Annotated in this window: 5 protein-coding genes and 1 CRISPR repeat array (1 of these 6 only partly in view); of the genes, 4 read left to right on the top strand and 1 reads right to left on the bottom strand. The window is 65.2% G+C overall.

The genetic code is table 11. The features are described from left to right. The first annotated feature begins 169 nt into the window (after positions 1-169). The 4 genes from GPA25_RS11390 to GPA25_RS11375 all read left to right on the top strand — a co-directional run bounded on the left by GPA25_RS11390 (position 170) and on the right by GPA25_RS11375 (position 3,155). On the top strand, positions 170-640 hold the full coding sequence (locus tag GPA25_RS11390) for a PACE efflux transporter (protein ID WP_169260508.1): 471 nt from the start codon (positions 170-172) through the stop codon (positions 638-640). Next, on the top strand, positions 630-1,682 hold the full coding sequence (gene murB, locus GPA25_RS11385) for a UDP-N-acetylmuramate dehydrogenase (RefSeq protein WP_343034905.1): 1,053 nt from the start codon (positions 630-632) through the stop codon (positions 1,680-1,682). Before GPA25_RS11390 ends, murB begins: the two co-directional genes overlap by 11 nt. Positions 1,683-1,793: 111 nt before the next feature. After that, positions 1,794-2,432, top strand: coding sequence for a c-type cytochrome (locus GPA25_RS11380; RefSeq protein ID WP_169260506.1), 639 nt, complete (start codon positions 1,794-1,796; stop codon positions 2,430-2,432). Between the two features lie 174 nt (positions 2,433-2,606). Then, positions 2,607-3,155 carry a DUF3617 domain-containing protein gene (locus tag GPA25_RS11375; protein WP_169260505.1) on the top strand — a complete coding sequence of 183 codons (549 nt, stop codon included), beginning with the start codon at positions 2,607-2,609 and terminating at the stop codon, positions 3,153-3,155. 81 nt (positions 3,156-3,236) lie between these two features. Here GPA25_RS11375 and GPA25_RS11370 read toward each other — a convergent pair whose 3' ends face one another. Then, positions 3,237-5,195 carry a multicopper oxidase family protein gene (locus GPA25_RS11370; RefSeq protein ID WP_169260504.1) on the bottom strand — a complete coding sequence of 653 codons (1,959 nt, stop codon included), beginning with the start codon at positions 5,193-5,195 and terminating at the stop codon, positions 3,237-3,239. A 289-nt stretch (positions 5,196-5,484) separates the two neighbouring features. Continuing rightward, a CRISPR array of direct repeats spans positions 5,485-13,481; the repeat unit is 29 nt; unit sequence CGGTTCATCCCCACGGGCGTGGGGAACAC (it continues 2,103 nt past the right edge of the window).

Below are 13,481 nucleotides of genomic sequence, written 5' to 3'. Positions count from 1 at the left end.
TCCGGCCGCGAGGGCGAGTCCCCGCGCGGCCCGAGATGGTGCCATCCCGACAATTGATCGCGCGGGGTGGCAATCTCTCGCTCCGTAGCTAGGATGTTGCAGTGCAGCGGTTGCTTTTGGCGAGGGGAGGTTCTATCTTTGCCTGCCCTGCCTTGAAATTCCGCCTCCCGTGTCCGTCCACCACCCCAAGCTGCGCTCGTTCTGGGACCGTGTCCGCCAGATCCTCCTGTTCGAGCTCGGCGGGCTGGTCCTGATCACGCCGCCGTTTGCGTGGCTCAGCGGCGTGGCGATCGCCGATTCTATCGGTCTGCTGGCGCTGGTCGCTCTGATCGCGGCCATCTGGAACGGCACCTACAACACCTGTTTCGACTGGGTCGAAGGCCGTATCACCGGCCGCACGGCCGATCGCCGGCCGTACCGCATGCGCGCCCTGCACGCCGTCGGCTTCGAGGGCGGCCTGCTGCTGATGAGCCTGCCGGTGATCATGGCGTGGACCGGCATGGGCTGGCTCGAAGCGCTGGTCGCCGACCTCGGGCTGGCCTCCGCTTACGTACTCTATGCCTTCGTCTTCAATCTCGGCTACGACCGCATCTTCCCCATCGACCCGACCGGCTGCGAGACCCTTGCCCGTGCCGAATGAGCTTTCCGCCGCCGCAGCGGCGCCGCCGACGATCCGCAGGGCAGCCGATCTGCGCCCCTTCAACACCTTCGGCCTGCCTGCATATGCCGCGCTTCTGGCGGTCATCGACGACGCGGCACAGATCGCCGCACTGATCGCCCGCCCGGACTGGGCCGATACGCCGCGCCTGATCCTCGGCGGCGGCAGCAATATCGTGTTGACGCGGGACTTCCCCGGTCTGGTGCTCAAGGTCGAGATTGCCGGCCGGCGCCTCGTCGGCGAGGACGAGGCGGCGTGGTATGTCGAAGCCGGCGCCGGCGAAGCCTGGCACGACTTCGTGCGCTGGACCCTCGCGCAGGGCTGGCCCGGACTGGAGAACCTGTCGCTGATTCCCGGCACCGTCGGCGCTGCGCCGGTGCAGAACATCGGCGCCTACGGGCTCGAAGTCGCCGAACGCTTCCACGGCCTGCAGGCCGTGTCGCTCGAAACCGGCGACCTGCTGCAGCTTGGCGCGTCCGACTGCCGCTTCGCCTATCGCGACAGCATTTTCAAGCAGGCGCTGGCCGGGCAGGTGCTGATCACCGCCGTCACCTTCCGTCTGCCGAAGCGCTGGCAGCCGGTCACCGCCTATGCGGACGTCGCGCGCGAGCTCGCCGCTCGTGGCGTCGAACCCCCCACGCCGGTCGACGTTTCGGACGCCATCATCGCCATCCGCGAACGCAAGCTCCCCGATCCCGCACGCATCGGCAACGCCGGCAGCTTCTTCAAGAATCCGGTCGTCGACGCCGCCACGCTCGCGCGGCTCGACGCCGCCCACCCGGACCTGCCGCGCTACCCGCAGTCCGACGGCCACTTCAAGCTCGCTGCCGGCTGGCTCATCGATCGCTGCGGCTGGAAGGGGCGCAATCTCGGTCCGGTTGGCGCCTATGAGCAGCAGGCGCTGGTTCTCGTCAATCGCGGCGGTGCCACCGGTGCCGACGTGCAGCGCATCGCGCACGCCATCCAGTCCGACGTCATCGCACGCTTCGGCGTGGCGCTCGAACCGGAGCCGGTTTTTGTCTGACTGCCGCATCGCATGCGTGCGCCTGCGCAGTACCGGGGCGATGCTAAAATGCGGCGCACATACGCCAAGGCTAAATGCGCTGGCGTGCGATTACTCCGCAGGGAACACATCATGAATTGGACAGGCCGCCTGGCCATTGCCGCGGCCTTGCTGGCCGTGTTCTGCAACACCGCGTCCGCCGGACCCGAGGCCGTGCAGGGTCTGCTCAAGAAGGCCGCAGCCGATCCGGCCACGCGCGCGGCGCTGATCCGCGAAGGCGATTCTGCCGCCTTCTTCTGCAAGAACTGCCACGGTGAAAAAGGCATCGCCCGCTTTCCCGAGGTACCCAACCTCGCCGCCCAGAATCCCGCCTACATCGTCAGTCAGATCGACGCCTTCCTCACCGGCAAGCGCCGCAACGAATTCATGCAGGGCCTGATGAAAGTCCTCGGTGACCGAGAAAAGGCCGCCATCGCCATGTTCTATGGCAATGCTGTCCCCGCCGCGTCGGTTGCCACGCGAGGCCCCGCGGCTGCCGGCGGCGCAGAACACTACAAACGCCTGTGCGTTTCATGCCACCAGAACGACGCCCACGGCAGCGAAAGCTTCGCGCGCCTGGCCGGCCAGCAGGTCGATTACCTGCGGTTGAGCCTGAAGCGCTACCTCACCAGGACCGGCGAGCGCACCAACAGCGAAATGAGCGCAGCGGTCACCCAACTCGGCGAGCAGAACATCGAGTCGGTGGTGCAGTATCTGGCGAGTTTGAAGTAGGGAAGGGGCTCCGGCCAGGCGCAGTATTCCCCTGCCATGCACTACAGTCGCTCAACTTGTGGGGCGAGCTCTCGAACGCCTGCAGGAGCGCCGCGACGCATCGCATAAGCTTGCTTAATGAAGCTGGCGCCGCATGCGGCCTGTCAAAAGAGAGATTTTGGAAGGAGGCTGATCATGAATCGTGCACGATCCCTGGTTTTTGGTATGGCGGCGCTGTGCATGAGCGCAGTCGGGCACGCGGCTGACCTCCGGCCGGGGCTGTGGGAATTTCGCTCGACGCGGATGAGCATTGCCGGCCTGCCCGACATGTCGTCGCAGATGGCGCAGATGCAGCAGCACCTGAAGAACCTGCCCCCGGACATGCGCCGCATGATGGAGCAGCAGATGGCGGCGCGCGGCGTGAGCCTGGGTAATGACGGCGCGGTGCGCAGCTGCATCAGCCCGGAACAGGCGAAGCAGGACAACATCTACTCCGGCAAAATCGAGGGCAACTGCACGCTGGGCAATGTCGTGAAAACCGGCAACACGGTGACCGGGCGCCTGAGCTGCACGCAGCCGGACGCCAGCGGCGACTTCAACGCGCGGGTCGACGGCCCGGAGCACTTCACGACGCGCGTCAATATGAAGTCTACTAGCGGTGACTTGAAGATCGAAACCGATGCGCGTTGGCTATCCGCGCACTGCGCCGCGCCGCGCGGGGTAGTGCCCCCAGGGCCACAGTAGAAACAGCGGGCGGCGTCCCCACCGGGTATGCGAGAGCTACCTGTCGGCCGCTCCGAAGCGTGGCCAATTTCATCGCATCGATCAAGTCGTCGGCGGATTCGGGCCGATGAAGTACGGGCGCATCATCTCATTGTCCTCGTGCTCGACGATGTGGCAATGCCAGACGTAGAGGCCAGGCAGATTGAACAGGGCTTTGATTCGCGTGATCTCGCCCGGATAGGCGATGACTGAGTCCTGGAAGCCCGTCTCCCAGTTCTCCGGCGAGCGGGCCTCACCGTCCTCGATCGGCTGGCGATTCAGCACCTGGAACTGCACCTCGTGAATGTGAATGGGGTGCGCATCCTCGGTGAAGTTGTAGATCTCCCAGATCTCGATCGAACCGAGCGCCGGGTTCTCGGTGATCGCATCGTCCCAATCCCCCGGGACCGGATTGCCGGCGCTGTCGAGCGTGCCCAGCTCCGCTTCGACGGGGCCGTCAAATCCGGGGAAGGCACTGGCTTTTTCGTTGAGCGACACCTTCCGTGTCGTGCTTGCCGGGCCAAGCGGCCTGAATGCCGGCAAGGTCAGCCGTGCGGGATCCTGGCTGTTGTCCTTGCTGCTTAGCGGCACCACCACGAATTTCATGACTTGACCGGTCGTGTCGGGATCCGCTGCGTCGAAATCCGTGCCTGGCGTGCCGCCGCCGAAGGGCTCGTCGGGGCCCTCGTTGATGAGGTGGAACTCGGTACCGACCGAGAGGCCAGTGAAGTCGACGATGACGTCGGCCCGGTCGGAGGGGGCCATCAGGAGGTAATCGATCTCGACCGGCGCGGGCAGGAACCCGCCCGCGACGCCAATCTGCCAGAACGGGCGCGCCGCAGTCGCCGGCCGCGTTGCAGACGGGTCGGTGACGATTTTCAGGATCAGGAAGCGCGAGTTGCAGCCATTCAGGACGCGGAAGCGGTAGCGGCGTGGCTCGATCTCCAGATGGGGCCAGGTGCGCCCGTTGACCACCATGGTGTTGCCGAAGAACTCCGGGTTCCACATCGGCGGGACATCGCTGACCGGGATATAGGGCCCCGCGAAGCCGTCGAAGAACTCGCGGGTACTCGGGTAAAACAGTGAGCCGTCCGCGTTGAAGGAGCGGTCCTGGATCGCGATGGGAACCTCATAGAATCTCCCGAAGGGGTCGGCCCCCACCTCCGGGGCCGGACCGGGGAGAACCGGGTCCGGCAGATCGCCCGGCCCGCGGCGCAGGAGATAGAACCCGGCGGGTCCCGCATAGACGTTCAGGCGGGTCATGCCCAGCGTATGGTCGTGATACCAGAACGTGCTCGCCCGCTGATCGTTCTCATATTGGAACGTCGCCGTGCCAGGCTCCCAGACCTCGCCGAACTTGCTGGAGAACTCGCTCTTGAAGGACTCGTACCACGTGCCCTCGTTGGCGAAGCCCGCGGGGATGTCGTTCGCCGCAGGCAGGTACCAGGCCTCGGCATAGCCGTCGCTTTCCTGGGCGCTGTGCCCCCCGTGCAGATGGGTCACGATCGGGACCGGGCCGGTATAGGGCCCCGGGGTACGCGCGAAGCTCGGGCGCATGTCCCGGCCCGCGGCGCCGCCCGGCGGGTTAGCCCAATGGAGCGTCGGATCCACCGCCAGGAGGTGGGGAAGGAAGTTCCCGTCGGCGTCTTTCAGGTCGTTGATCCACTTGACCCGGACCGGCCTGCCGTACCTGGCTTCGATGGTGAAGGCCGGGTAATTGAACGTATCCGGGTGGTTGGCCGAGCCGTAACTCCATACCGTCGTACGGGGCAGGGGGGTAGGCAGGATCTGCTGCTGGAACTGCCGGACAGCGATCTCATAGTAGTCGACTCGCCCGCTGCTTGTTTTGGGCATCGCCGGCGGGATGACCAATGGCATGGCGTATTTCGTGATTAAAGCGGGATCCAGCGTGCCACCCGGTATCGCGGCAAAGGCACGCCGGATGAACCCGAACTTGGTGAAGAGGAAAGTCCCCGCGCCCGCCAGCGTACTGATTCTCAGGAATTCGCGTTTGGTAGTCATAAACGACTCCTGACATTGGCTGCGTAGCGGAGAGAAGTTGATTCGTCGTTCTGGCCGAAGAGAGTCGCTCGTCACGTCATTGATTCAACATAGCCTGCCGCCGATGACATTCAAGCGAAATGTAACGACGGCGGACGGCCCATGGCCGCCTGCTGCTGTCGCGCTGTCAACGGTCGTCCAGTGCAGCTCTACCGATGGATGATCGCCGCAGACACGGGAGAAACCCATGGCAGTGCGGCAGCGAGTTGTCCGATACGGGCCTGTCCTTACCAACGTCAGCCTGCGATAACAGTTCATCCCCACGGGCGCGGGGAACACCATCGTCTCGGGCTTGATGTCGTTGACGGTGACTGTTCATCCCCACGGGCGTGGGGAACACTGGATTGAATCGGGCGTCACAGATTCGACCAACGGTTCATCCCCACGGGCGTGGGGAACACGACGTACCGCGACGGGGCAGGGGCTGTGCTCGGGGTTCATCCCCACGGGCGTGGGGAACACGATGGTGGTGTCGCGTTCGGGTAAAGCGGTTGCGGTTCATCCCCACGGGCGTGGGGAACACACCATCCATACGCACCACACCGACGCACAAGACGGTTCATCCCCACGGGCGTGGGGAACACAGACTTCGTCGACGTACAGGTTGCCGTGGTAGCGGTTCATCCCCACGGGCGTGGGGAACACACCGTGGCCGGCTCGATGCTGGTCAATTCGATCGGTTCATCCCCACGGGCGTGGGGAACACATCCAGTCGCACGTCCTGCACACCCAGGTAGGCGGTTCATCCCCACGGGCGTGGGGAACACTGTCGTGATGCGCAGATTGTTCCGGCCGAATACGGTTCATCCCCACGGGCGTGGGGAACACTCGATGCACTCGATTTCTCCGCTCGCGTAGTGCGGTTCATCCCCACGGGCGTGGGGAACACGGTCTGCCATGCGCTACTCCGTCAGGTCGCGGTCGGTTCATCCCCACGGGCGTGGGGAACACCGTGCCCCGCCGCCAGGTCCGCCACGCTCACCACGGTTCATCCCCACGGGCGTGGGGAACACGCGTCTTCCTCGGTAATGGCCGCGTCCAACACCGGTTCATCCCCACGGGCGTGGGGAACACCTCCCCGGCAGACTCGCCCACTCGGCCGCGCACGGTTCATCCCCACGGGCGTGGGGAACACTAGCCTCGTCGCCCACGTCTACTCGGTCGCTCGGTTCATCCCCACGGGCGTGGGGAACACGACTCGATCATCTCCTTCGCAGAGACAGCCGGCGGTTCATCCCCACGGGCGTGGGGAACACAGCTCGAGGCCCAGCACGTCGGCCACCTCATTCGGTTCATCCCCACGGGCGTGGGGAACACGGGCTCAGGCGCGGGGCCTGGGTGAGGTAGTGCGGTTCATCCCCACGGGCGTGGGGAACACAAGACAGACACCGCCGCTGCACCAAATGCCGCCGGTTCATCCCCACGGGCGTGGGGAACACTGACGTGCGGCAGCAGGAGCGCCGGAACGCCCGGTTCATCCCCACGGGCGTGGGGAACACTAATCCGGTATCCAGATGCCCGCCTGCCCTTCCGGTTCATCCCCACGGGCGTGGGGAACACGACTTCTCGCGGATTGTGCTCGACTACCTGATCGGTTCATCCCCACGGGCGTGGGGAACACCCACGGTCGCAGCGCGAAGGGCGTCAAGGACTTGGTTCATCCCCACGGGCGTGGGGAACACCCGGTCGCCTCAATGATGACTTTTCCGTTAGCCGGTTCATCCCCACGGGCGTGGGGAACACCGCAGCACGTCCGGCGCCCTGGGGATGATCGCCGGTTCATCCCCACGGGCGTGGGGAACACTCCCGCAGGCCTTGCAGGTAGGCGAGCACGAGCGGTTCATCCCCACGGGCGTGGGGAACACAATCAGCAGGGTTTCGCCATTGACCGTCGAGAAGGTTCATCCCCACGGGCGTGGGGAACACCTCAGCGGCCTAAGCATCGGGTCGTGGAGTTGCGGTTCATCCCCACGGGCGTGGGGAACACTCAAGGCCGGTCTGGCCGTATTGGGTGGCGGTCGGTTCATCCCCACGGGCGTGGGGAACACACATACAAACACCAACCCCACAAATCGCGCACCGGTTCATCCCCACGGGCGTGGGGAACACACATTGCCTTTTGGGCGTCCCATGAAGCGTCCCGGTTCATCCCCACGGGCGTGGGGAACACTCCGGGCGCACGGAGACACCATGAACATCACCCGGTTCATCCCCACGGGCGTGGGGAACACGACGAACCGTGAGGCCACCACGGACGCTTCCGCGGTTCATCCCCACGGGCGTGGGGAACACTTTCTGCGCGAAGTCGATCCGACCTGGAGCGGCGGTTCATCCCCACGGGCGTGGGGAACACAGGGACAGGTCGGATTCGCTCGCGTTATTGCTCGGTTCATCCCCACGGGCGTGGGGAACACCGCACGCTGTTCGGTGGGCGCCTGTTCGATTCCGGTTCATCCCCACGGGCGTGGGGAACACGTATGCCCGTACCCCGTCACGAGCCGACATGCCGGTTCATCCCCACGGGCGTGGGGAACACATCAGTTCAAAGTCGAGTAGCATGCTGGCCTCCGGTTCATCCCCACGGGCGTGGGGAACACAAGATCGGCCCGGTCACGCAGACCTATGACGCCGGTTCATCCCCACGGGCGTGGGGAACACGGGGGCCGACATTCTCAAGAGTGGCGGGGTTCCGGTTCATCCCCACGGGCGTGGGGAACACCGACGACGCCATGCGCAGGAGTTCAAAGCGGTCGGTTCATCCCCACGGGCGTGGGGAACACTGAGCAAGCGCCTGAATCCCCGTTCCGGCCAGCGGTTCATCCCCACGGGCGTGGGGAACACGACGTTCAGGATCTGCAGCGCGGCATTCACGACGGTTCATCCCCACGGGCGTGGGGAACACGCTGTAATAGGCGGCGCCGCTGGCAAAGTAGGCGGTTCATCCCCACGGGCGTGGGGAACACCCATCCATCCATGTGCGCGCGTACTGCATCGACGGTTCATCCCCACGGGCGTGGGGAACACACAGCAGCATTGACGGTGCTGGCCGTCGTCACCGGTTCATCCCCACGGGCGTGGGGAACACGGTTGCTGCTCGTTCAGCCATTGCGCCGTTGTCGGTTCATCCCCACGGGCGTGGGGAACACGCGGCGTAATCGCTCGGCAATTGGTGCTTTGCCGGTTCATCCCCACGGGCGTGGGGAACACGAGGTCCGCCCACGCACCGATGGGCGTCAGGTCGGTTCATCCCCACGGGCGTGGGGAACACGAAACCAAGGCGACGTGTCTTTGGTTGAAGGGTGGTTCATCCCCACGGGCGTGGGGAACACAATGCGTAGTCGGATTTCAAGCCCTGCTTGACCGGTTCATCCCCACGGGCGTGGGGAACACGGTTTTGTAGCCTGCCCAACCGCGTTTCGATTCGGTTCATCCCCACGGGCGTGGGGAACACGCACAAGGCGAGCAGGGCGAATAAGGCGTGGACGGTTCATCCCCACGGGCGTGGGGAACACCGTGGAGGGTTCAGGCATGAGCATCCTGACTACGGTTCATCCCCACGGGCGTGGGGAACACCTGTGCGACTTCGGTCAGCAGCGGATCGAGCCAGGTTCATCCCCACGGGCGTGGGGAACACTCCATCGACGACAGCGAGATCGAGTTCATTCACGGTTCATCCCCACGGGCGTGGGGAACACCCGAGTCGTATAGCCAAAAACACCCCGCTTCCCGGTTCATCCCCACGGGCGTGGGGAACACACAACAAGGGACGATATGATCCGCGAAAGCATCGGTTCATCCCCACGGGCGTGGGGAACACACCGATCCCACAGGCATGACGCGCAGCGCCGACGGTTCATCCCCACGGGCGTGGGGAACACGTTGCACGGTGGATTACGTTGAACTGGGATCACGGTTCATCCCCACGGGCGTGGGGAACACTGGAGAGGGCCTGCTCGGCCTTGCCAATAACTAGGTTCATCCCCACGGGCGTGGGGAACACAAGACGCGGCCTGTTATGTATCGGACGTGTCGCGGTTCATCCCCACGGGCGTGGGGAACACACCTGGGGCGTCAATGCGGCGCTGTATTCGACCGGTTCATCCCCACGGGCGTGGGGAACACGGACTCGCGCGCCCTACGCTGCACCATCTGCGCGGTTCATCCCCACGGGCGTGGGGAACACCGGCGCGTGCGGCATCCAAAGCGCACGAGCGGCGGTTCATCCCCACGGGCGTGGGGAACACGGCGGGGCCGTGCCGGGTGTGCAGGGCGCTAACGGTTCATCCCCACGGGCGTGGGGAACACGCGATAGCCGTTCAGGCCGGCGGTCCCCTCGCCGGTTCATCCCCACGGGCGTGGGGAACACGAGGGTGCGTCCGCGACTCCCGGTACCGGCAACGGTTCATCCCCACGGGCGTGGGGAACACTTTCGCGCCGGCCTGCGCCGCGGCGGCGATCGCGGTTCATCCCCACGGGCGTGGGGAACACAGTTCCTGATACGGGATGGTGTGTTTGCCATCCGGTTCATCCCCACGGGCGTGGGGAACACGGCGGGGGGTGTTTTCGCATGAACAAAAATGACGGTTCATCCCCACGGGCGTGGGGAACACGAAATGCAAATGCACGACGAACAGGCGGCGGACGGTTCATCCCCACGGGCGTGGGGAACACTGCGGCATTCAGGTAGTCGCCCGTCACGTCGTCGGTTCATCCCCACGGGCGTGGGGAACACCTCGGGAAAGCGCGTCATCGTCAAGACGCTTGCGGTTCATCCCCACGGGCGTGGGGAACACATCGGGGCGTCGATGCCGACGAATCTGGCCGGCGGTTCATCCCCACGGGCGTGGGGAACACGCGGCCGCATCCACCACATACCGCATCACACCCGGTTCATCCCCACGGGCGTGGGGAACACAGCGCCGCATTGGCGTCGACGTCCTCGACCGGCGGTTCATCCCCACGGGCGTGGGGAACACGCGTATGCGCTGGCGCCGGATACCTGGTCGCGCGGTTCATCCCCACGGGCGTGGGGAACACGAGGCCACGCCAGCGATGAATCCGCCACGCACCGGTTCATCCCCACGGGCGTGGGGAACACGCACCCGTTCCATCGCCGATGCCGTCGATACCCGGTTCATCCCCACGGGCGTGGGGAACACGCGCGCATTGCCGCGCACCCGTACCGGCTCCGCGGTTCATCCCCACGGGCGTGGGGAACACGAACTGCCGCACGCCCCAGGTCGCCGCCCAGGCGGTTCATCCCCACGGGCGTGGGGAACACCCGAAACGACGGTATCGAGCGCAGCCCGGATTGCGGTTCATCCCCACGGGCGTGGGGAACACTCCGACATGTGGGGTTAATCAGGGCTCTGCGACGGTTCATCCCCACGGGCGTGGGGAACACTGCAGAATTCTCGGTCTTATTGTCAGATCCAGCGGTTCATCCCCACGGGCGTGGGGAACACAAGCGCCCGCCTTTTGCGCTGGCTGGCGAGAACGGTTCATCCCCACGGGCGTGGGGAACACGTCTTCCGAGCTGACCCCCGCATGCGTGGCTGCGGTTCATCCCCACGGGCGTGGGGAACACTCGGTTTTTTCTCCTGAGGTCTTTCAAAGTCCCGGTTCATCCCCACGGGCGTGGGGAACACTTCGCCAGCGTGGCGAACAATCTCGCGAGAGACGGTTCATCCCCACGGGCGTGGGGAACACCGTGATGCCCGGAGCCTATGCCGACGTGCTGGCGGTTCATCCCCACGGGCGTGGGGAACACAATGGCACGGCGGTCGGCGACAGCATCTCCGGCGGTTCATCCCCACGGGCGTGGGGAACACGTCGGTTCCGTAGCTCAGCTCGTCGCGCATGGCGGTTCATCCCCACGGGCGTGGGGAACACGTCATATTGCCGCCGTGGAAAACATGCACGCGCGGTTCATCCCCACGGGCGTGGGGAACACGTTCATGCAGCTGGTTTATCACGTTCGCCTCGCGGTTCATCCCCACGGGCGTGGGGAACACATGCGGGCATGTCATGAGGTACAGCGCAAGCACGGTTCATCCCCACGGGCGTGGGGAACACTTCATCACCTGGAATTCGCATTGCACGGCTGGCGGTTCATCCCCACGGGCGTGGGGAACACTCTTCGTCAGCGCCATCAACGCGGAGATGCAGCGGTTCATCCCCACGGGCGTGGGGAACACCAGTTCATCGAGCGTCTTGCCGAGCCCTGTGTCGGTTCATCCCCACGGGCGTGGGGAACACTTTGCCGGGGTGATGGTCAGGCGGGTGTAGCGCGGTTCATCCCCACGGGCGTGGGGAACACACGACCCGACACGGCGCACGCGGTTGAAGACGCGGTTCATCCCCACGGGCGTGGGGAACACGACCAACCCGCGACCGAATCCAACCCCTCACGCGGTTCATCCCCACGGGCGTGGGGAACACCGTACTGGTGCCGGTCGTGTTGCCGTTGGCGTCGGTTCATCCCCACGGGCGTGGGGAACACCCATGTGGCGATGCAGGCTAACGATACGGCGCCGGTTCATCCCCACGGGCGTGGGGAACACCAGATCGACAGTTCAGCGGGACGGATGGCGAGCGGTTCATCCCCACGGGCGTGGGGAACACTCAGGAAGGAAAGAGGCATGACCGCCAAGGAGCGGTTCATCCCCACGGGCGTGGGGAACACATCTGGTCGGAGAGCAGCTTGTGCACCGAGTCCGGTTCATCCCCACGGGCGTGGGGAACACCTGTTACGCGTCGCCCGGCTCGATTGGGGCTGCGGTTCATCCCCACGGGCGTGGGGAACACTGACGGCAAACCGATATTCCTGAGCGCGGAGGCGGTTCATCCCCACGGGCGTGGGGAACACGCAAGGGAGGTGGCGGCGTGACGCTCGTTCACCGGTTCATCCCCACGGGCGTGGGGAACACGCCGGTCGGCGCGGACAACAAGCCGCTGACCCGGTTCATCCCCACGGGCGTGGGGAACACTACCGCGCTCTGCCCGTCGCTGCTGGAGCCGACGGTTCATCCCCACGGGCGTGGGGAACACTATTCAGATTCCCCCCACCTGGACAACTGCCTGCGGTTCATCCCCACGGGCGTGGGGAACACCTCCCACGATGCGCTCTCCCACTCGATCTCCCCGGTTCATCCCCACGGGCGTGGGGAACACACGGTGGCGTTATATGCGGCCTTGTCGTTGGCCGGTTCATCCCCACGGGCGTGGGGAACACGTGTCGCCAGAAGTGAGAAACACGACGACGGGCGGTTCATCCCCACGGGCGTGGGGAACACCGCGGTCCGTGAGCTTCTCGAGTCCGTTTATGCGGTTCATCCCCACGGGCGTGGGGAACACACCCCATTCACGGTGCCAAAGCCCTGCCCACTCGGTTCATCCCCACGGGCGTGGGGAACACGTCAATTCCGCCTCAAACGGAAACGGCAAATGCGGTTCATCCCCACGGGCGTGGGGAACACGAGCTCGCCAGCATCGCCCAGAGCCTGCGCGCCGGTTCATCCCCACGGGCGTGGGGAACACAACCTGTGTGGCAGCAGGATCTTGCACGAGCACGGTTCATCCCCACGGGCGTGGGGAACACCCGACCGGCTGCATGGTGCTGTTCGAATACGCCGGTTCATCCCCACGGGCGTGGGGAACACAAACGAGGTCGCCGAGTTCGGACGGGGAACCTCCGGTTCATCCCCACGGGCGTGGGGAACACAAGCGAGCGCAAATGCAGATGCTTGCCGGTGAGCGGTTCATCCCCACGGGCGTGGGGAACACACCGTGAACTGCCGTTGCAGATGCTTACCAATCCGGTTCATCCCCACGGGCGTGGGGAACACCATTGGTTCCTATGCCGATGGGGTCGGCGTGACGGTTCATCCCCACGGGCGTGGGGAACACGTGGTTGCGAACTCCCGCTGCGCGACATCGGCCGGTTCATCCCCACGGGCGTGGGGAACACATCATCTGCATCTCACTGTCGCTGCCGAAGGCCGGTTCATCCCCACGGGCGTGGGGAACACTGCGCGACACGCTGAAAAACATGTTCAACACGCGGTTCATCCCCACGGGCGTGGGGAACACAATCTCGATGGACTGCACGACGATGTGCCAGTCCGGTTCATCCCCACGGGCGTGGGGAACACAAGATCCGCCACCAGACGGGCTGCCCGTTCTTCGGTTCATCCCCACGGGCGTGGGGAACACACGCAATCATCGTCCGCGACATGCAGCGCGACG

The organism is Aromatoleum diolicum, assembly GCF_012910955.1.
GTDB lineage: Bacteria > Pseudomonadota > Gammaproteobacteria > Burkholderiales > Rhodocyclaceae > Aromatoleum > Aromatoleum diolicum.
This window is presented reverse-complemented; position numbering and strand designations above follow the sequence as displayed.

Coding starts and splice junctions, on each gene's coding strand:
- GPA25_RS11380 (WP_169260506.1), top strand. CDS start 1,794: ATGAATTGGACAGGCCGCCTGGCCATTGCCGCGGCCTTGCTGGCCGTG.
- GPA25_RS11375 (WP_169260505.1), top strand. CDS start 2,607: ATGAATCGTGCACGATCCCTGGTTTTTGGTATGGCGGCGCTGTGCATG.
- GPA25_RS11370 (WP_169260504.1), bottom strand. CDS start 5,195: ATGACTACCAAACGCGAATTCCTGAGAATCAGTACGCTGGCGGGCGCG.